This is a genomic window from Demequina sp. NBRC 110051 (genome assembly GCF_002090055.1).
Lineage (GTDB): Bacteria > Actinomycetota > Actinomycetes > Actinomycetales > Demequinaceae > Demequina.
Map to the genome: position 1 here is coordinate 79,493 of NZ_BBRH01000014.1, position 19,985 is coordinate 99,477.

The 19,985-nt window shown below is 70.4% G+C and carries 16 protein-coding genes; 6 read left to right on the forward strand and 10 right to left on the reverse strand.

Annotated elements, in window-relative coordinates; translation table 11 throughout:
- Window positions 1-1,866, reverse strand: coding sequence for a translation elongation factor 4 (gene lepA, locus B7K20_RS08710; protein ID WP_084102137.1), 1,866 nt, complete (start codon window positions 1,864-1,866; stop codon window positions 1-3).
- Window positions 1,867-2,016: 150 nt separating this feature from the next.
- Between lepA and B7K20_RS08715 the strand changes: the two genes are divergently transcribed.
- From B7K20_RS08715 to rpsT, 3 genes are all read left to right on the forward strand, one after another.
- On the forward strand, window positions 2,017-3,774 hold the full coding sequence (locus B7K20_RS08715; RefSeq protein ID WP_084102138.1) for an EAL domain-containing protein: 1,758 nt from the start codon (window positions 2,017-2,019) through the stop codon (window positions 3,772-3,774).
- A 38-nt stretch (window positions 3,775-3,812) separates the two neighbouring features.
- Entirely contained in the window at window positions 3,813-4,322 is a 510-nt protein-coding gene (locus B7K20_RS08720; protein ID WP_084102139.1) for a type II toxin-antitoxin system PemK/MazF family toxin, read from the forward strand.
- An 81-nt stretch (window positions 4,323-4,403) separates the two neighbouring features.
- Complete coding sequence (gene rpsT, locus B7K20_RS08725) at window positions 4,404-4,664, forward strand: 30S ribosomal protein S20 (RefSeq protein ID WP_084077945.1); 261 nt, start codon at window positions 4,404-4,406, stop codon at window positions 4,662-4,664.
- Between the two features lie 72 nt (window positions 4,665-4,736).
- On the opposite strand, the gene holA is transcribed toward rpsT, so the two are convergent.
- The 6 genes from holA to B7K20_RS13075 form a co-directional block, all read right to left on the reverse strand.
- Complete coding sequence (gene holA / locus B7K20_RS08730; RefSeq protein WP_084102140.1) at window positions 4,737-5,720, reverse strand: DNA polymerase III subunit delta; 984 nt, start codon at window positions 5,718-5,720, stop codon at window positions 4,737-4,739.
- Between the two features lie 4 nt (window positions 5,721-5,724).
- A complete protein-coding gene (locus B7K20_RS08735; protein ID WP_084102141.1) occupies window positions 5,725-8,010 on the reverse strand; it encodes a ComEC/Rec2 family competence protein in 2,286 nt (761 codons plus the stop codon).
- 23 nt (window positions 8,011-8,033) lie between these two features.
- Entirely contained in the window at window positions 8,034-8,732 is a 699-nt protein-coding gene (locus tag B7K20_RS13305) for a ComEA family DNA-binding protein (protein ID WP_234985782.1), read from the reverse strand.
- A gap of 99 nt (window positions 8,733-8,831) precedes the next feature.
- On the reverse strand, window positions 8,832-9,704 hold the full coding sequence (locus tag B7K20_RS08745) for a DegV family protein (RefSeq protein ID WP_084102142.1): 873 nt from the start codon (window positions 9,702-9,704) through the stop codon (window positions 8,832-8,834).
- 46 nt (window positions 9,705-9,750) lie between these two features.
- Entirely contained in the window at window positions 9,751-12,243 is a 2,493-nt protein-coding gene (leuS, locus tag B7K20_RS08750) for a leucine--tRNA ligase (RefSeq protein WP_144018618.1), read from the reverse strand.
- 97 nt (window positions 12,244-12,340) lie between these two features.
- Window positions 12,341-12,745, reverse strand: a complete 405-nt coding sequence (locus B7K20_RS13075; protein ID WP_159449371.1) for a hypothetical protein — start codon at window positions 12,743-12,745, stop codon at window positions 12,341-12,343.
- Window positions 12,746-12,764: 19 nt separating this feature from the next.
- On the opposite strand from B7K20_RS13075, the gene B7K20_RS08760 reads away from it, so the two are divergent.
- Window positions 12,765-14,144 (forward strand): S-layer homology domain-containing protein, encoded by a 1,380-nt coding sequence (locus B7K20_RS08760; RefSeq protein ID WP_144018606.1) that lies wholly within the window; start codon window positions 12,765-12,767, stop codon window positions 14,142-14,144.
- A 188-nt stretch (window positions 14,145-14,332) separates the two neighbouring features.
- Window positions 14,333-15,895 carry a D-alanyl-D-alanine carboxypeptidase family protein gene (locus B7K20_RS08770; RefSeq protein ID WP_144018607.1) on the forward strand — a complete coding sequence of 521 codons (1,563 nt, stop codon included), beginning with the start codon at window positions 14,333-14,335 and terminating at the stop codon, window positions 15,893-15,895.
- A 27-nt stretch (window positions 15,896-15,922) separates the two neighbouring features.
- Here B7K20_RS08770 and B7K20_RS08775 read toward each other — a convergent pair whose 3' ends face one another.
- The 3 genes from B7K20_RS08775 to B7K20_RS08785 are packed head-to-tail and all read right to left on the reverse strand — an operon-like array spanning window position 15,923 to window position 19,238.
- Window positions 15,923-16,759, reverse strand: coding sequence for a transglutaminase family protein (locus tag B7K20_RS08775; protein ID WP_084102147.1), 837 nt, complete (start codon window positions 16,757-16,759; stop codon window positions 15,923-15,925).
- Entirely contained in the window at window positions 16,756-17,679 is a 924-nt protein-coding gene (locus B7K20_RS08780; protein ID WP_084102148.1) for an alpha-E domain-containing protein, read from the reverse strand. The genes B7K20_RS08775 and B7K20_RS08780 overlap by 4 nt, the downstream gene beginning before the upstream one ends.
- The gene (locus B7K20_RS08785; protein WP_234985787.1) at window positions 17,673-19,238 is read right to left on the reverse strand and encodes a circularly permuted type 2 ATP-grasp protein; all 1,566 of its coding nucleotides are present in this window, start codon (window positions 19,236-19,238) and stop codon (window positions 17,673-17,675) included. The genes B7K20_RS08780 and B7K20_RS08785 overlap by 7 nt, the downstream gene beginning before the upstream one ends.
- 184 nt (window positions 19,239-19,422) lie before the next feature.
- Between B7K20_RS08785 and B7K20_RS08790 the strand changes: the two genes are divergently transcribed.
- Complete coding sequence (locus B7K20_RS08790) at window positions 19,423-19,959, forward strand: PH domain-containing protein (protein ID WP_084102150.1); 537 nt, start codon at window positions 19,423-19,425, stop codon at window positions 19,957-19,959.
- Window positions 19,960-19,985 lie beyond the last annotated feature (26 nt).

Here is a 19,985-nt window from a genome sequence, read left to right on the forward strand (position 1 = left end):
CTACTTCTTCTTGCCCTTGTCCGAGCCGTCGTCGGAGGTCGACAGGGCCGCGATGAAGGCCTCGGGCGGCACCTCGACCGAGCCGATGTTCTTCATGCGCTTCTTACCGGCCTTCTGCTTCTCGAGCAGCTTGCGCTTACGGGAGATGTCGCCGCCGTAGCACTTGGCGAGGACGTCCTTGCGGATGGCACGAATGGTCTCGCGGGCGATGATGCGCGCGCCGATCGCGGCCTGCACGGGGATCTCAAACTGCTGACGGTCGATGAGGTCCTTGAGCTTGCCCACCATGCCCACGCCGTACTTGTAGGCGGCGTCCTTGTGGACCACGGCCGAAAAGGCGTCGACGGTCTCGCCCTGCAGCAGGATGTCGACCTTCACGAGGTCGGCGGCCTGGTCACCGTCGGGCTCGTAGTCGAGCGAGCCGTAGCCGCGCGTGCGGGACTTGAGCTGGTCGAAGAAATCGAACACCACCTCGGCCAGCGGCAGCGTGTAGTGCATCTCCACGCGCGTCTCCGACAGGTAGTTCATGGTGCCCATCACGCCGCGGCGCTCCTGACACAGCTCCATCACGGTGCCGATGAACTCGCTCGGTACCAGGATCGATGCCTTCACGACGGGCTCGCGTACCTCGGCGATCTTGCCGCCGGGGAACTCCGAGGGGTTGGTGACGGTGTGGATCTTGCCGTCCTCCATCTGAACCTCGTAGACCACGTTGGGCGCGGTCGAGATGAGCTCGAGCCCAAACTCGCGCTCCAGGCGGTCGCGGACGATCTCGAGGTGCAGCAGGCCCAGGTAGCCGCAGCGGAAGCCAAACCCGAGCGCGACCGAGCTCTCGGGCTCGTACACGAGTGCGGCATCGTTCAGCTGCAGCTTGTCGAGGGCGTCGCGCAGCACAGGGAAGTCGGCGCCGTCGAGCGGGAAGAGTCCCGAGTAGACCATGGGCTTGGGGTCGCGGTAGCCGCCCAGCGACTGCTCGGCACGGCGCGCGGCCGTGGTGACGGTGTCGCCCACCTTCGACAGGCGCACGTCCTTCACTCCGGTGATGAGGTAGCCCACCTCGCCCACGCCCAGGCCCTTGGTGGGCTGGGGCTCGGGGCTGATCACGCCAATCTCAAGCAGGTCGTGGGTCGCGAGAGTAGACATCATCGCGATCTTTTCCCGGGGCTTGAGCTTGCCGTCGACCACGCGGACGTAGGTCACCACGCCGCGGTAGGTGTCGTACACCGAGTCGAAGATCATGGCGCGCGTGGGGGCGTCCGCGTCGCCCACGGGCGCCGGGATGTCGCGCACCACACGGTCGAGCAGCTCGGGCACACCCGCGCCGGTCTTGCCGGACACGCGCAGGACGTCCTCGGGCTCGCAGCCGATGAGCTGGGCGAGCTCCGCGGCGTAGCGCTCGGGGTCCGCCGAGGGCAGGTCGATCTTGTTGAGCACCGGGATGATGGTGAGGTCGTTCTCCATCGCCAGGTACAGGTTGGCGAGCGTCTGGGCCTCGATGCCCTGCGCCGCGTCGACCAGCAGGATCGCGCCCTCGCACGCGGCCAGCGACCGCGACACCTCGTAGGTGAAGTCGACGTGGCCGGGGGTGTCGATCATGTTCAGCGCGTGCGGGGTGCCCTCGACCTCCCACGGCATGCGCACGGCCTGCGACTTGATGGTGATGCCGCGCTCGCGCTCGATGTCCATGCGGTCCAGGTACTGAGCCTTCTGCAGCCGCTCCTCGAGCACCCCCGTGATGCCCAGCATGCGGTCGGCGAGGGTCGACTTGCCGTGGTCGATGTGAGCGATGATGCAGAAGTTGCGGATCAGCTCGGGGGCGGTCGCCGCAGGCTCGATGCGGGTCGCGGATGACGCAGCAGGTGACACGGTGAAGAGCGTTCCTCGTCTGGGGTGCGGGTGGGACGCACCATTGTCCCACGTGTGACGTGATTCTCATGCGTGGGATAAACGTGCCGATAGACCCCGTGGAGGCAGGGCCACTGAGGCGCCCCGCCCGGAACCTGGGGAGATGCGATCGTGAACCACGACGCCGAGGCCTTCACCGGCACCTTCCGCGACTCGCCCATCGGGATGGCCATTCTCGATGCGAGCGGCCGGTTGGTGGACGCGAACCCTGCCCTCACCACGCTCATGGGACGCACCTCCGCCCTGCTCGCCGGCGCCGGCATTGCCGGTGCGGTCCACCCCGACGACCGCGATCAGTTTCGCCAGGTGGTCGCCCATGTGGCCCGCGGCACCTCCGAGCGCGTGCAGATCCAGGTGCGTGGCCTTCACGCGTCGGGAGACGTGCTGTGGACGAAGACCACGCTCTCCCGCATGCCGGGCGCGGCCGGTCACGTCGTCGCCTATGTCGAGGACCTCACGGAGGTGCGCCGCGCTCGTGAACTCGTGGAGCACCACTCCAATTACGACCTGCTCACGGGCCTCGCCAACCGCACCCTGCTCATTGACCGCCTGACCGTCGCCCTGCAGCGCTCCGCCGCGTCCACCGCGTGTGTGTTTCTCGACCTCGACCACTTCAAGGTCGTGAACGACTCCCTGGGGCACGAGGCGGGCGACCTCCTGCTGGTCGAGATCGCGCGCCGCATCCAGGCGACCGTGCGCCCGGGCGACATCGTGGCCCGCCTGGGCGGGGACGAGTTTGTCGTCATCCTCGAGGACATGGACGAAGAGGGCGCGACGGGCACCATGAACGCCCTTCTCGCCGCGCTCCGCGAGCCCGTGCTCATCGCCACCCATGAGGTCGTACCCACCGTGTCCGCCGGCGTCGCCGTCGGCACGCCGCGGACCACCGCCGAGACCCTGGTGCGTGACGCCGACATCGCCATGTCGCGGGCCAAGGCCGCCGGTCGAGACCGTGTCGAGGTGTTCTCCGAGGAGTTCAGGGACGACGCCATCGTGCGTCTGTCGATCGAGTCGGAACTGCGCGTTGCCCTCCGCGAGGGCCAGCTCGAGGTGCACTACCAGCCGGTGGTCGACATGGGCACCCGCGCCGCCGTCGCGTACGAGGCGCTCGTGCGGTGGCGCCACCCCCAGCGCGGCCTGCTGCTGCCCGATGCGTTCATCGAGGTGGGAGAGGAGGCGAACCTCATCATTCCGTTGGGCGAGTTCGTCCTCGACGAGGCCTGCCGCTTCATCGCGTCGCGTCCGTCCTTCACCGGCAAGGTGCTCGTCAACGTCTCCACGAGGCAGATTGGCCTGCCGGACCTCACCGGCGTGGTGTCCCGCGCGATCGCTCGGCACGCCATCGCGCCGGATCGCCTCGCGCTCGAAATTACCGAGTCCGGCATGCTCGTCGCCACGCAGGCGGCGCTTGCCGATCTCCAGGGCCTCGCGGATCTCGGCGTCGACCTGCTGCTCGATGACTTCGGCACGGGCTATTCGGCACTGTCGAGCGTGCTGCGCTCCCCCGTCACCGGGCTGAAGCTCGCCCGAGAGTTCACGCTTCGCCTGGGCGACCGTTCCACCGGCGACCGTATTTCCACGGCCGTGGCGAGCCTGGCCGACAGCCTGGGCATGCACGGCATCATCGAGGGCGTCGAGACCGAGGCGCAGTACCGCCAGGCCCTCGCCCAAGGATGGAAGCTCGCACAGGGGTTCCTGTTTGGCCATCCCACGCCCGCGGAGCAGATTCCTGGCGCCGTCGGCGCCCCCGCATCGGCCGATGCGGCCGTCACCCCTCGTACGACGCCCCGCTTCCCGTCGCCACCGGTGGGGCCTCGGTCCCCCATAGACGTGGCGGCGGACGTCCCGCTGCTCCCCTCACGCCTGTAACGCTCTCCGCGGCGCGCCGCGGCCCCTAGCCTGACGGTATGGAACTCGTCTTTGGCGTGCTCGCCGTCGTCGCCCTCGTGGTGGCCATCGCGCTCAAGGGCCGTCGGCCCGCCCCACCGGCCGGACCTCGACGCGCCGGGGCCTACCCAGGGGACTTCACGGGCACGCCAGCCATTTCATACTCACCGTCCCTCGACGGCGCGCCCGATCCCGGCGAAGTGGTGTGGACCTGGGTGCCGTTCGAGGAGGACTACTCGCAAGGCAAGGACCGTCCCGTGCTGCTCATCGGGCGCGACGGTCGCTGGCTACTGGGTCTCATGCTCACCAGTAAGGACCATGATCACGAGGGTGGACGGGATCCGCGCGGGCGCCGGCGATGGGTCGACATCGGCACGGGAGCCTGGGACCGCCGAGGGCGGCCCAGCGAGGTGCGGATCGACCGGGTGGTGCGCGTGGACCCCGCAGCGGTGCGCCGCGAGGGCGCTATCCTGGACCGAAAGCGATTCGACACGGTCGTGCGGGAGGCGAAAACCCGCCAAGGCTGGTAGCATAATCGTTCGTGTGTGAGCGCGGCTCGCGCTCCAGCCCTCTAAGTTTTCCAGATTTCACCACCATCGAGAAGGATCGCTGTGGCAAACATCAAGTCGAAGATCAAGCGTATCGGCACCAACGAGAAGGCCCGCCAGCGCAACGTTGCCGTTAAGTCGGAGCTGAAGACCAACGTGCGCAAGGTGCGTGAGGCCATCACCGCCGGCGACAAGGACAAGGCCGTCGCCGCCCTCAAGGTCGCCGAGGTCAAGCTGGACAAGGCCGTCTCCAAGGGCGTCATCCACAAGAACCAGGCCGCGAACCGCAAGTCGGCGCTGGCCAAGAAGGTCGCCGCGCTGTAAGCGCCCCGACTGACACGTCAAGCCCCGTCGCACCTCACGGTGCGGCGGGGCTTTGTCGTCTGCCGGTGCGACCTAGCGTTGCTGGGCGAGCTGCGCGACGCTGCGCACCGCACGCTCCAGCGCGAACTGCGGGGCGCGTGCCGCGCCCTTGATCTCTGCATCGGCCGTCGCCACCGCCTCGATAGCCGTCGCGAGAGTCTCGGCGTTCCACCGCTGCAGCTCCCGGCGCGCGCGGTCCACCTGCCACGGAGAGATTCCCAGGTCGCGCGTGGGGTCGAGCCTGCGACCGCGGGCGGCCCCCACCTTCGCGAGCGTGCGCAGCTTGGCGGCCATGGCCGCGTTCAGCGGCACAGGGTCGTTTCCCGTGGCGAGCGCGTGACGCACCAAACTCAGCGCCTTCGCCACATCGCCGGCGACCGCGGCGTCGGCCACCGCGAACGCCGTGGCGTTCACGCGCGTGCCGTAGTAACGCGTGACGGCGGCCTGATCGATGGTGCCGTCGACATCGCTCATCAGCTGATGGCACGCGGCCGCGACCTCGGCGATGTCGGTGCCGACGGCGTCGACCAGGCTGCGCACCACGGAGGCCTGCACCGGCCGCTTGCCGCGTTCGAACTCGCCGCGCGCGAAGTCCATGATCTCGGCGTCCTTCTTGACCGCGGGGCACGTGTACTCGGGTGCGCCGCCCTTGCGCAGGGTGTCGAGCAGCTTCTTGCCACGCACGCCGCCGCCGTGGCGGATGATCACGATGACCTCGGGGTCGGGCTGGGCGACATACGCGAGGGCGTCGGCGAGGAACTCGTCGTTCATCGACTCGGCTCCCTCGACGAGCACTATTCCAGCGTCATCGAACAGCGACGGAGACGCGGCCGCGAGGAGCGCTCCACGCGTGTACGCGCCCGCATCAAGCCGTGTCACGGCCGCGCCCGGGCGGGCCGCGACGATGCGCTCGACCGCGCGCTGACCGAGCAGGGCCTCGGGCCCCGAGACCAGCACCACAGGGGCGGGGGCGGCGCGATGCCAGGTCGGTTCTGCGGAACGAGTGCGGGCTGCCATGGCTCTAGGGTGCCATGCCGCTACGACACCGGACCGCAGCGTCCCCCGCAGCCGAGATGCTCACCACGATGTCCCCGCACGTGGCCGTCACGGCCAGGGTCCCCACGCGGTCCTCGTACAGGTCGAGCGCGGCGCGAGCCGGGTGACCGTAGTCGTTGTCACGGCCCGCGCCGATCATCCCCACGGTGGCGGTGAGGTCCGCCGCGAGCGCCTCGTCCTGCGCCGCCGAGCCGTGGTGCGCGACCTTCACGACGTCCACCGAGAGCGGCGGGAGCACGTCGGCGAGGGTGCGCTGGGCGCCGGGCTCGAGGTCGCCCAGCGCGAGCATGCGGGCGCGCTCGCCGTCGACGAGGACGACGATCGAGGCATCGTTGGCGTCGTCTGGCTCGCGGTCGAGATGCCCAAAAGAGAGCACCCGCACCGCGGCGCTCCCGGCGCTCACGGCCTGGGCAAGCGCCGGAACTTCGACCGCGACACCGGCCTGGGCGAGGTCCCTGTGGGCCCGGCCGTTCCAGCCGGCCCGCGAGATCCATGCCCGGTCTACCGTGGCGCGGGCCGCGACCGCCGTGACCGCGCCGTCATGGTCGGCGTGCGGGTGCGTCAGGATCAGCAACGGCGCATGCCGCACGCCGTAGCGCCGTAGGCACGCGTCGGCGAGCGCCGCGTCCCTTCCCGTGTCGATGACCACAGCGCTGTGGGGTCCCGCCCGCATCAGGGTCATGTCCCCCTGGCCCACGTCGCACATGACCACATCCCAGTCATCGACGACCCGGCCGGGCCACGCGCTGACCGCCAAGGCGGAGGCCGCGACGGCGACGGCGAGCGCCGCGGTGGCACGCCTGCGACGCCGCGTAGGAGCCACGGTCGCAAGGATCGCGACGAGGACCACCGCTGATGCGAGCGCGAGTCCCCGCGGCCCCTCGGGCCACGCGAGCATGGCACCCGGCACGCGCGTCACCGCCTGCGCAACCGCCGCGACCGGGATCGCAGCGGCGTCGCTGACGGCCAGTAGCGCATGGCCGGCGCTGGGCCACCAGGGCCCCACGCACGCGGCCGTCAGTCCGGCCATCATCAGGGGCAGCAGGAAGGGCACCACGACGAGGTTGGCGGGGATCGCCCATCCGGAGATCCCCGGCTGCAGCATCAGGAGGATGGGAGTCAAGGCCGCCTGGGCCGCGAGGGGGACGGAGACGGCGCGAGCGGCCCGCGGGGTCATGCGTCGCCCCATGAGGCGCGCGAGCACCGGCGCCCACAACACGATCGCGCTGACAGCGATGACGGACATGAGAAAGCCAATCTCGACTGTCAGAGCCGGCGCCGTCGCGACCACTGCGAGGACGGCCGTCGATAACGCGGGCAGGCCGCGAGCCTTGCGGCCGAGAGCCAACGCCGCCGCGACGACGGCCGCCATCACGGTGGCGCGCGCGACCGACGGGGCCGCTCCCACGAAGGCGGCGAACACGACCGCCGCTCCCGCCACGGCCACTGCCGCGACGACCCGTGGTGCCCGCACGGCGCGCGCCGCGGCGATGACGAGGAGCGTGACCACCGCGAAGTGCGCGCCCGAGACTGCCGTGAGGTGCGCGAGGCCAGAGGTGCGCATCGCGGCAACCTGGGCGTCACTCATCGCGCTCGTGTCCCCCGTCAGCATCCCGCGCACCAATCCACCACGCTCGGGCGGAAGAGCCGCGGTCGCTTCCGCGATCCATGTCCGCCCGGCCGCAAGCGCGCCCCGTGGCTCCCCCACCGCCTCCAGGGTCGCGCTCCATGCAATGGCGCCCTGGTCGCTCGCGACAAGATCGGCGGCGACCTCGATGACCTCGTCACGCTCGACAACATCGGGCTCGAGGACCACGGTGACGCGCCCCTGAACGGCCTCCCAGGCGCCCGAATCCTGCGGCCGCCACTGGGTGAGAGCCATATCGACCATGGCGGCATCCCCCGAGCGCAACGCGACGACCCGCGGTGCCTCGATGACGGTGCCACGCAGCCCCACCTCGCCTGTGTCGACGGTGGCTGTGGGGAGCCCCGAGACTGCCGCGACCCCTGCGTAGATCAGGCCCGCCGCGAAGGCGACGCTGGCGAGCGTGACCGCACACGCCACACGCGCGGCTCGCTCTGTCCGGTTCCGTGGCGGCGCCAAGCCTCTGCGTCGCTCGTGCAGGTCTCCCGCCCACTGCGCGGCGCCGGCAAGGAGTGCCATGAGCGCCACGACGGCGACAGTGGCGACGGCGTCCAGGCCCCTGTCCGCACACGCCGCCGCGCTCCATGCGGCCGCCGCTGCGGGCACGAGGCGCGCGTCATGCGCTGGCCTCACATCGTGACGAGCCCGTCGAGGCGTGCCACGAGGGCGGGACCGATGCCTGGGACGCGCTGCAGGTCATCGAGGCTCGCGTAGGGGCCATTCGCGTCCCTATCCGCGACGATATTGGCGGCCGTCACGGGGCCCACGCCCGGCAGTCCCTCGAGAGCGGCGGCGTCGGCAGTATTGAGGCGCACCGTCGAGTCCTCCTCAGCACCGGCCTCCCCCACGCGGGGCACGGAGATCTGTTCGCCGTCGAGCGGCACACGCGCGAGGTTGAGCGCGGACAGGTCCGCGTCCGCGAGGGAGCCTCCCGCACGCTCGATGGCATCTGCCACACGCTCGCCGGGGCTGAGCTCGATGAGACCAGGTGTCGCGACCGCGCCTGCGACGTGCACCACGGCCATCGGCCCGACTGTGCTCACCGAAGGAGCTGGCGCGGCGCTCGCCGCCGGCGTGGGCGTCGCGTCCGCCCCGAGGGGCTCCGACACCGCGGGGCGGGCGAGTGCCCACACGAGCAGCGCGATGAGCCCGATAGCGCCCGCCGCGGTCAGTGCGACCCGCGGCGACAGCGCCCAGCGCACCCCGCGTGACTCGTCGTCGATCTCGCGCCCGTGCGCCGTCTCGTAGGCGCGGCCCGCGGCGCGCATGGCGCTGTCGCGCCAACGGGTGAGGGCCTCGTCCTCGCTCTCGGGTGTCGTGGGAACCATGCCTGCGACGCTAGGCGGGCATCCTCACCTCCGTATGACGGCTGCCCGCACCCGTGGACGGCCGCGCACCCCGAACGCGCCTGGGGACGACGCTCGGATTCAGTGCCGCGGGGTGGCCTCAGGCGCGTCGAGGAGAGCGGCCGGCAGCTCCGCCGTCACGACGCCGAGCGCGCCTGGGCCCGCATGGACCGCGAGGACCGCGCCAATGTCGGTTCGCACCAACATCGCGGCGTCGGCGAAGGCCTCGGCCGTCGCATCGGCATACGCACCGTCGCCGACCGTGAGGATGCCGACACCGGGCCGTGTCAGCGTATCCACGGCGCGCCGCGCGCGAGTGGCCACCGCCTCCCTGGCGCGGGCCGTCGATCGCACCTTCTCCGCGGCCACGACCTCCCCGTCCACGATCTCGAGCACCGGCCGCACCTGCAGCATGCGCCCCACGGCCGCGGCCGCGGACGACAGCCGTCCGCCGCGCCGCAGGAACTCGAGTGTGTCCACGGTGAAGACGCAGCGCGCGGACGCGGCCACCTTCACTGCCGTCGCGGCGACATCCTCCGGGTTGTCGCCCGCGCGCGCGGCCGCGGCCGCGGCGAGCGCCGCGAAGCCCGTGCCCAAGGCGACCTGGCGGGAGTCCACGACCTCGACGGGGATGCCCACGGCATCGGCCGCCTTCCTGGCCCCAGCGACCGTCCCCGAGAGTCTCGACGACAGCAACACCGCGACCACGGCCGACGCCCCGGCCACCTCGACGGCACGGAAAGCCTCCGCGAACGCCTCGACAGCGGGCTGCGATGTCGTGACGGACTTGCCCGCCAGCAACGCCTCGAGGACGCCGTCGGCTCCCACGCCCTCCGGGCGCGCCTCACCGTCCACCACGACCTTTAAGGGCACCACGGTGATACCCCAACGGCGCACCAGGTCGTCGGGTAGCGCCGCGGACGAGTCCGTGACGACGGCGACGCGCTCGGTCATGACCCCACGCTAGCGGCGACCGGTCCCCTGGGGCCCGGCGCCACCATCAGGCGGTGACGATGTTGACGAGCTTGGGTGCGCGCACGATCACCGTACGGATCGCGGCGTCACCCACCGCCCTCACCACTCCAGGTGCGGCGAGGGCCAGCTCGCGCAGGGCGTCCTCGGAGATGTCGGGCGCCACCTCGAGGCGGTCACGGACCTTGCCCTTCACCTGGACGATGCACGTGACGGTGTCCTCGACCAGCAGCGACTCGTCCACGTCGAGCCATCCGGCGCGCGACACGTTCTCGTGTCCCAGAATCGACCACATGTCCTCGGCGACGTAGGGCGCGAAGAGGCTCAGCAGCACGGCGACGGCCTCGGTGGCCTCGCGCACGGCGGGGTCGGCGGGGCCGGCACCGCTGTCGATGGCCTTGCGGGTGGCGTTGACGAGCTCCATGGTGCGCGCGACCACCACGTTGAAGCGGAAGCCCTCGACCAGTTGGGCGGCGTCGTGCATGGTCTTGTGCGTCACCGCACGCAGGGCGGCGTCCCCAGTGGCAGGGTCTACGCCCGGTGCGGAGGCGACGTCGCGCGCCAGGCGCCAGGCGCGGGCGAGGAAGCGCTGGGATGCGCCGGGCGAGACGTCCGCCCAGTCGATGTCGTCCTCGGGCGGGCCTGCGAACGACATGGTGATGCGCACGGCGTCCACGCCGAACTCGTCGAGTTGCTCGCTCAGGCGCACCAGGTTGCCGCGTGACTTCGACATCGCGGAGCCGTCCATCTGGACCATGCCCTGGTTCAGCAGCGCGAGGAAGGGCTCCTCGAAGTCGATCATGCCCATGTCATGCAGCGCCTTGGTGAAGAAGCGCGCGTACAGCAGGTGCAGGATCGCGTGGGTGACGCCACCCACGTACTGATCGATGGGTGCCCACTTCTTCGCCTCGTCGAGGTCGAAGGGGCCGTCGGTCTTGCCCGGCGACAGGAACCGCAGGAAGTACCAGGACGAGTCTACGAAGGTGTCCATGGTGTCCGTGTCGCGCAGGGCCGGGCCGCCGCAGTCGGGGCATGTGGTGTTGACCCAGTCGGTCGCTCCGCCGAGCGGTGAGGTGCCCTTGGGCTTGAGGTCGAGGCCCTCGGCCGGCGGCAACTCGACGGGAAGCTGGTCGTCCGGCACGCGCACCTCACCGCACGCGTCGCAGTGGACGATCGGGATGGGCGTGCCCCAGTAGCGCTGACGCGAGATGAGCCAGTCGCGCAGGCGGTAGTTGGTCGACGAGTGGCCCAGGCTCTTGGCCTCGAGGTCCGCGACGATGGCGTCGATCGCGTCTGCCTTCGACTTGCCATCGAGGTCGCCGGAGTTGATCAGCGTGCCGTCGCCGGCCGCGGCGACGCCGGAGACGGCCGGGTCCTCGACCGGTTCGCCGTCCTCGCCGCGCACGTCGAGCACCACGCGCACCGGCAGGTCCATGGCGCGGGCAAAGTCGAGGTCGCGCTGGTCGTGCGCGGGCACGGCCATGATCGCGCCGTGACCGTAGTCGGCGAGCACGTAGTCGGAGGCCCAGATGGGCAGGCGCTCACCGTTGACGGGGTTGATCGCGTACCGATTGAGGAACACACCGGTCTTGGGGCGCTCGGTCGACAGGCGGTCGATCTCGCTGGCGGCCTTGACCTCATCGACGTACGCCTCGAAGGCCTCGGCGACCACGGCATCGGCCCCCTGAACCAGCTCGGCCGCAAGGTCGGAGTCCGCCGCGACGACCATGAAGGTCGCACCGTGGAGGGTGTCGGGGCGGGTCGTGTAGATGTCGACGGGCTCGTCGCGACCCTCGATCGTGAACGACACGTCGGCGCCGCTGGAGCGTCCGATCCAGTTGCGCTGCATGGCGATGACCTTGGACGGCCACGAGTCCTTCAGCGTGTCAAGGTCGTCCAGCAGGCGGTCCGCGTAGTCCGTTACCTTGAAGTACCACTGGTTCAGCTTCTTCTTCGTGACGGGCGTGTCGCAACGCTCGCACAGGCCGCCCACCACCTGCTCGTTGGCGAGCACGGTCTGGTCCTTGGGGCACCAGTTCACGTTCGAGTGCTTGCGATACGCCAGGCCCTTTTCATGCATGCGCGTGAAGAACCACTGGTTCCAGTGGTAGTACTCGGGACGGTGCGTCGCGAGCACGCGGTCCCAGTCGAACGAGCACGCATAGCGCTCCATCGAGGACCGCTGCTGGGCGATGTTGTCCTCGGTCCAGCCGCGCGGGTCCAGGCCGCGGGTGATCGCGGCGTTCTCGGCGGGCAGGCCGAACGAGTCCCACCCGATGGGGTGCATCACGTTGAAGCCGCGCTGGGTCCAGTAGCGCGCGATCACGTCACCGAGCGCGTAGGCCTCTGCGTGGCCCATGTGCAGGTCGCCCGAGGGGTACGGGAACATGTCGAGCACGTACTTGGTGGGACGCGAGTCCTCGGGGTCGCCCGAGCGGAAGGGCTGGGTTTCCCGCCACACGGGTAGCCAGCGGTCCTCGATCGCGTGGAAGTCGTACCTGGTCTCGTCGTTCTCGGGCATGGCAGTCACGCGTTTGATTCTATCGGGGGCGCACGCCGGCGAGGACGGCAGCAGTCCCCACGGCATTTGCGGCGAGTGTCCGTTGTCACATCAGGCTTCACCATGGCACCGCTATCGCCGATAATCTCGGCAGGCGGCGCTCGGTCGAGGGCGTCTCACGACCGTAGGAGCGCACCATTTCTTCCGTCCCCACCGCAGCCCCCGTCAGCGTCCGCGTCCGCGCGGTGCGGGCGGCTGCCGTCACCGTGTTGGGAGCGGGCCTCGCCGCGGGAATCGTGCCCAGCGCCGTTGCCCAGACCGATCCCGCCGATCCGACGCCGACCACCGTGACGACACCGACGATGGCGCCGACGGTGACACCGATCCCCTCGTTGTCACCCGAACCCTCGGCCACGCCTGCCGCCACGCCGTCCCCGACCGCCTCGCCCGGGCCGTCCGCCTCGCCCGGGCCGTCCGCGAGCCCGTCGCCTACGCCAAGCACGGACGCCTCGTCCCCTCCCACAGCCGCGCCGTCGGGCGACGTGGAGGAGCAGACCGACGCCGCAGAGCCGCAGCCGGCCATGTCGGCGCGCGGCGCCGAGCCGGCCGACGTCACCCCCACCGAGGCCCTCGAGCCTCCGTCGGTCGGCGTGCTCGCCGCGACGGGGATCACCTTCACCGACGTGTCGGCCCGCGTCGGGAGCTCGTCCTACTCGAAGTTCGCCACCGAGATCGGGTGGCTGGCCCAGGCGGGTATTACCCGCGGCTGGACGCTGTCCGATGGCACCCGCGAGTACCGCCCCCTCGACACCGTGGCGCGCGACGCCATGGCCGCGTTCCTGTACCGCTACGCGGGCGAGCCGGCCCACTACGCTCCGTCGCGATCGCCGTTCAGCGACATCACCTCAAAAACCGCCTTCTACCGCGAGATCACGTGGGCCGCGGACGCCAAGGTCTCGACCGGGTGGCGCGTGGACGGCGCGGCCGAGTTTCGCGCTCAGGAGGACATCTCGCGCGAGGCGATGGCCGCATTCTTGTACCGCTTTGCCGGCTCACCTGCGGTCTCGCTGCCGTCCCGGTCCCCGTTCACCGACGTGAAGACCTCCGACCCCTTCTATCGCGCGATCGTGTGGCTGTCGCAGACCGGCGCCACGACCGGCTGGAAGACGTCGTCGGGCGCCGAGTTCCGCCCCCGCAACGCCATCACGCGTGACGCCATGGCGGCGTTCCTGTACCGACTCGACGGCGCCGGAATCACCTATAACCCCGCCGTGGGCACCGCGACCCTGCTGCGTCACTCCACGCTGTACGTCTACGGGGCCTCGAGCCTCGCGGTCCGCGCCGCCCCCGGCACCGCCTCCTCATTGCTGGCGTACCGTCCGCGTGGGGCGGCGGTCACCCCCACGGGGAACGTCTCGCCCGACGGCTGGATCGAGATCGTGGTCGACGGCGGTCGCGGCTGGATGTCGGGCTATTACCTGCGCGGCACTGGGGGCGCGGCCGTCACGCGCGTCACCACGACCTACTCCAACGGAGCCCTGCCCCGCGATCGACTGTGTTCGCTGTCGTGGGATACGAGCGAACTGCTGCTGTGCCAGGCCGCTGCCGACCTCGAGCGACTCAACGCCGCTTTCCGGGCCCGCTTCGGGCGCAACATCCCCGTGAACGACTCGTACCGGGACTACGACGAACAGGTGCGCGCACGCGCCCTGTACGGCACTATCGCCGCGATTCCCGGCACGTCGAACCACGGCTGGGCGGCCGCCATCGACATCGCGGGGGCGTCGCTGCCCGGCGGATACCAGGGCTCCGCTTACCTGTGGCTGCGTCAGCAACTCACCGGCTACAACTGGGTCCTCCCCACCTGGGCGCGCCCCGATGGCAACAAGCCCGAGCCGTGGCACTTCGAATACACGGGGTAGCCACGCCACCTGCTCACGACATGTGAGAGGACTGCCGATATCACAGACGGCCGATGCCGCGGCGACTCCCGTTGCCCGGTTGGGGCTGACAACTGCGCACCCGCGTGCGACTCTTGTCAGGAAGCGGGCGCACATGTGCCCGTGCACCGGCGTAGCTGAGGGGCTGATGCCGGAGAAGGAGACGGGCGATGCGGCGCATCTCATCGCGGTCCATGGCACGGCGAGCATGGGCCGGGCACGTGGCGGTCATCACGCTCGCTGGCGCGTGCTTCCTTCCCGTCAGCGCGGCCAGCGCCACCGAGACGACCGACACCCCCGAGGCCTCCGCTCCGGACACCACGCAGACCGCCACCGCAGCGGCGACAGCTCCGGCGACCGAAGAGACCACCACTGCGGAGCCCACGCCGACGTCCACCTCGACACCCAAACCCACCGCGACGCCCAAACCCACCGCGACGTCGTCTCCCAAGCCGACCGCAACATCGACGCCCAAGCCCAACGGAACCGCGACCCCCGAACCCTCCACGACCTCAAGCCCGGAGCCCACGGTTACCCCGTCGCCCGAGCCCACCACGGCATCGGACCCCGATCCGGTTCCCTCCGCCACGCCCACCCCGACGACCGACGAGGCTCAGGAAGACGACGACGAGGCGAGCCCGCCCTTGTCCGTCCTGTACGCGTCGCCGACGGTGTGGAAGGCGGAGCCGGTGCGCACCACGTTCCGTGACGTCTCGGCGGCCGGTGCCGGCGGCGTCTCGGCCCCGCAGGCGGAGGCGATCGCGTGGCTGGCCCGTCTGGGCGCGGGCTTCGGGTGGGGCCTCGCCGAGGATTCCGCGACGTTCTCCCCCACCGCACCGGCAACGCGCGCCGACCTGGCCGCCTTCGCGTACCGCGCGGCCGGACTGCCGCTGCATGTCATGGACGAGGACGGCCCCTACGACGACGTCGATGCCGACCACGCCTCGGCGACGGAGGTCTCATGGCTCGCCTCTCGCGGCGTGGAACTGGACGACGACACCTCCTCGTTCGACCCTGACCGAGCCACCACGCGCGGCGAGGTCGCGCTCACGCTGCACCGCCTGGCAGGCGAACGGCGGATCGTGTTCGTGCCGGGACTGTCGTTCGAACCGGTCGAGGCACCCTCCGAGCACGAGACCTCGACCGAATGGCTCGAGAGCCTCGGAGTGGCGGCGCCCGGCTCCGACGCCGAGGCTGCGGCCGAAGAGCTCACGAAGGCCGACCTGGCGGCGCTGCTCTACGAGGTGGTCGACGCGGGCCTGGTGCTGTCGCACGAGCCCTCCCTCACGGAACGACTCGATTTCTCCGGCAGCGAGGTGCCCTCGCTCGCGGGTCTGCGCAACGGCACCCTCACGTCCGCGGTGCTCTGCGCGGTGCCGTGGGACGCCGACCAGACCCTGTCCTGCCATGCCGCCGCCGATCTGGAGACGCTGAACGCGGCGTTCTCCGAGCGTTTCGGTGTCGACATCCCCATCACCGACTCCTACCGCAGCCTCTCCGGGCAGCGCGTCGCCAAAGCCACCAAGGGCGTCATGGCCGCGACACCGGGGACCTCGCAGCACGGCTGGGGCGCCGCGATCGATCTCAACTCGGGTGGCCTCCCGGGTGGATTCCGCGGCGAGGCCTACCGGTGGCTCGTCGACCAGGCGCCCGCGTACGGCTGGGAATTGCCCGCGTGGGCGCGTCCGGGCGGACCGAAGCCCGAGCCGTGGCACCTCGAGCACCGGGGCTAGGAGCACGGCGGCGAGGACTACCCCGGCTCAGGCGATCTGAGTCACCTTCACCGTGACGTCGAGATTCTCGGTGGTGCCCGCGACCACGCCAGACAGCGGGGGCACGTCGCGGTACTCGCGTCCGCGGCCCACGATCACGTGATGGTCGCCCACCTCGCGGTCGTTGGTCGGATCGAAGCCGGTCCACTCCCCCGTCCACCACTCGACCCACGCGTGGCTCTCGCCCGCGACGGTCTCACCGATCTCGGCGTCCCGCTTGGGGTGCAGGTAGCCCGAGACGTAGCGCGCGGGGATGCCCACCGAGCGCAGCGCACCGAGCGCGAGTTGGGCGAAGTCCTGACACACGCCCGAGCGGGCACCCCATGCCTCCGCGGCAGCGGTGTGGACGGTGGTGGCGCCGGGCACGTACTTCACCTCGGAATGCAGATACTCACACACCGCGCGGGCCGTCGCCTCCGGGCCCAGCTTGTGCGAGGCCTCGCGCGCGAACTGCTCGAGATCCTCGGGCGGAGCCGTGGCATCGGAGTTCTCCAGGTACTCGCACAGCAGGTCCTGAAAACGCGGGCCTTGGAGCGCGTCCCATCCGGCCTTCTCGCCTCGGGGCACCTGGGTCGACACCTCGACCACGGACCTCGCGTCGACGGTCAGCGCGCGGTGCGGCTGCAGGACCTCGAAGGTCGTGACGTCGCACTCCCAGTAGTCGCGGTAGGACGATCGCCACGTCACCGGGGAGATGTCGACCGCGGCATCCAAGACCCGCTGACGCGGCAGCCATGCGGGGGTGACCCTGGCCTCGTTGTAGGAGCTGGTGACGTCCGAGGCGTAGCGGAAGTGCGTACGGTGCTCGATGCGAAGGGTGGTCACAATGCCTCCTGGTTCCACACGACGGTGGCGTCGGGCAGGAAGTAGCGGTCGCGGATGATGTCCGATGCCGTGGCGCACGCGCGCTGCACGGCCTGCATCTGGCCGGGAAGGTCGTCGAGGATCTCCCTGACCGGCGAGTACTCGAGGTTGGTGCGTGCCCGACCCAGCGCGAGTTGGGCGCGCCCGGCGAGGGTCCGCGAGCGCTCCGAGCCTTCGATATCGGTCAGGATCGACTCCGCCATCTCGAGGTTATAGGCGATCGAGCGCGGGAACAGGCGATCCACCAGGAGGAATTCCGCGGCGCGTTCCTCGGTGACGAGGGCGCGCACGGTGCGCAAGTACGCCTCGTGGGCCGAGCAGGTGCGCAGCAGTGTGGTCCAGTTGACGCCCGTGGTGCCGTCGAGTGAGCGGGTCATGAGGAGGCGGGCGATCATGTCCGCGCGCTCCAGGGAGCGGCCCAGCTCGAGGAAGTGCCACGCGTCGTCGCGCGACGTGGTTGCCGAGGCGAGCCCCCGCACCACCGCGGTGCGCTCGCGCACCCACACGAAGTACTCGTGAGGACGAGCGGCCTGGCTCCAGCGCGACAGCTCCATCCTGGTGGTGTTGAGCGACTCCCACACCTCGGTGGAGATGACCTCGCGGGCCCGGCGTGCGTTCTCGCGGGCCGCGGTCAGCGACCCGGCGATCGAGGACGTGCGCTCCCGGTCGAAGGCCAGGCGCTGCAGGACGTCGGAGCGGGTGACCGGCGCCTCGGTGCCCGCACTCATGACGGTAAGGATCGAGGCATTCGCGCTGGGCTCGTCGACCCAGGGGTCCTCGAGCAGGACATTGAGGTGCACGTCGAGCAGGCGCGCGGTGTTGTCGGCGCGCTCGACATAGCGGCCAATCCAGAACAGCGACTCGGCGATGCGGCTCAGCATGATGCGCCCCCGTCCTCGCCCGGCTCGGCCGGTGGCTCACTGTGCTCCTCGCGCTGCTGTTGTTGCTGCTGCGCCTGCTGGCCCGCGACCACATCCTCGGGGTGGGCGGCCTGCGGCACGGCGTGCATGCCTCCGAACTCGACCTTCGACTCGGGCGCCTGGCGTGGTGCGCGGTCGCGCACGCCGCCAAGGACCCAGGTGTCCTTGGAGCCGCCGCCCTGGGACGAGTTCACGATGAGCTGACCGCGCTGGAGTGCCACCCGGGTGAGCCCGCCGGGCAGCACCCACACGTCGTCGCCGTCGTTCACGGCGAAGGGGCGCAGGTCCACGTGACGCGGCTCGAGCCCGTCGTCGGTGAGGGTCGGCACCGTCGACAGTTGGATCACGGGCTGCGCGATCCAGCCGCGCGGGTCCTCGCTGATGCGGTCCTTGGCCTCGGCCAGCTCCGCTGCAGACGCCTTGGGGCCGATAAGCACGCCCTTGCCTCCCGCGCCGTCGACGGGCTTGACGACGAGCTCGTCGAGCCGGTCGAGCACCTCCTCGCGAGCGGCGGGCTCCTCGAGACGCCAGGTATCGACGTTGGGCAGGATCGGGTCCTCGTCGAGGTAGTAGCGCGTGAGGTCGGGCATGTACGTGTAGATGAGCTTGTCGTCGGCCACGCCGTTGCCGATCGCGTTGGCGATCGTGACGTTGCCCAGGCGCGCGGCGTTGACGAGCCCAGGCGAGCCCAGCGCCGAGTCGGGCCGGAACTGCACGGGGTCCAGGAAGTCGTCGTCCACGCGGCGGTAGATCACGTCGACGCGGCGGCGCCCGGCCGTGGTGCGCATGTAGACGCGGCCGTTGACCGTCTCAAGGTCGCGCCCCTCGACGAGCTCGACACCCATGGTGCGCGCCAGGAGCGAGTGCTCGTAGTACGCCGAGTTGTACACACCCGGGGTGAGCACCACGATCGTGGGGTCGTCGACGCCCTCGGGGGCGGACTTGGCGAGCGCCGAGCGCAGCCGTCGCGAGTACTCCAGCACGGGCCTAATCCCCATAGCGCCGAACATCTCGGGGAACATCTGGCTCATGGCGCGGCGGTTCGACAACACGTAGCTCACGCCAGACGGCACGCGCACGTTGTCCTCAAGCACGCGCCAGATGCCGTGCTGGTCGCGCACCAGGTCGATGCCGCCCACATGGACGCGCACGCCGTTGGCCGGCTCGATGCCCGCGACCTGGCGGTAGTAGTACTGGCTCGACGCGATGAGGCGGCGCGGCACCAGGCCATCCGTCACGCAGCGCTGGGAGCCATACACGTCCGCGAGGAACGCCTCGAGGGTGCGCACGCGTTGGGCCACGCCGGGCGAGATGATGTCCCACTCGTCCGAGCCGACCACGCGCGGCACGAGGTCCAGCGGGAAGGGCCGCTCCTCGCCCGCATGGTCGAAGGTGACGCCCTGCGCGAGGTAGGTCGACGCGAGCGCCTCCGCCTTCGAGTACAGGTCGTCCCCGCTCATGCGTTCGAGTTCGGCGTAGACCCGCCGATACGGCTCGCGGACCTTGCCGTCCACGTCCATCGCCTCGTCCCACGCCGCGGCGGGCGTGTAGCCGCTCCAGGGTGTCGCCGCATCGCTCATGGGCCCACGTTAACCAGGAATCATGTCTACCGCGTGGCAATAGTGTGTCGCGGCGATTGCGCGGCGCCGATGCCGTGGCTGGCTTTCCTTCCCCGGCCGGGTCGCGCTCACTACAGTGAGCGTTATGGGATACCCGCGTGGATTGCTGGCCGCCGATGAGGAGGTCGTCGTCGACCGCCACCCGCACTGGAAGGCGCTGTTCTGGCCCGTCGTGGTGTCGGTCCTCGCGATCGCGGCCGTCATCGCCATCGCCTGGTGGGTGTCGACCACTGAGTGGAGCGACACGACCCGCACGTGGGTGGGCGTGGTGACGGGCGCTCTGTTCGCCATCCTCGTGGGCTGGCTGGCCGTCGCGCCGTGGATTCGCTGGCGCACCACCCACTTCGTCGTCACCGACAGGCGCGTCATCTACCGCACAGGTGTCTTCACCAAGAGCGGCATCGACATCCCGCTGCAGCGCGTCAACACCGTCCAATTCCGTCACGGCCTGATCGACAGGCTGTTTCGCACCGGCACGCTCATCATCGAGTCAGCCTCCGATGACCCCCTCGAGTTCGACGACATCCCGGACGTCGAGAAGGTCCATGCACTGCTGTACAACGAGGTCTTCGACTCCCTCGACGGCGACAACGACCCCACGCCGGGACCGTCCGCCACCTAGCCACCTAGCCGCCTCGCGGACGAGCC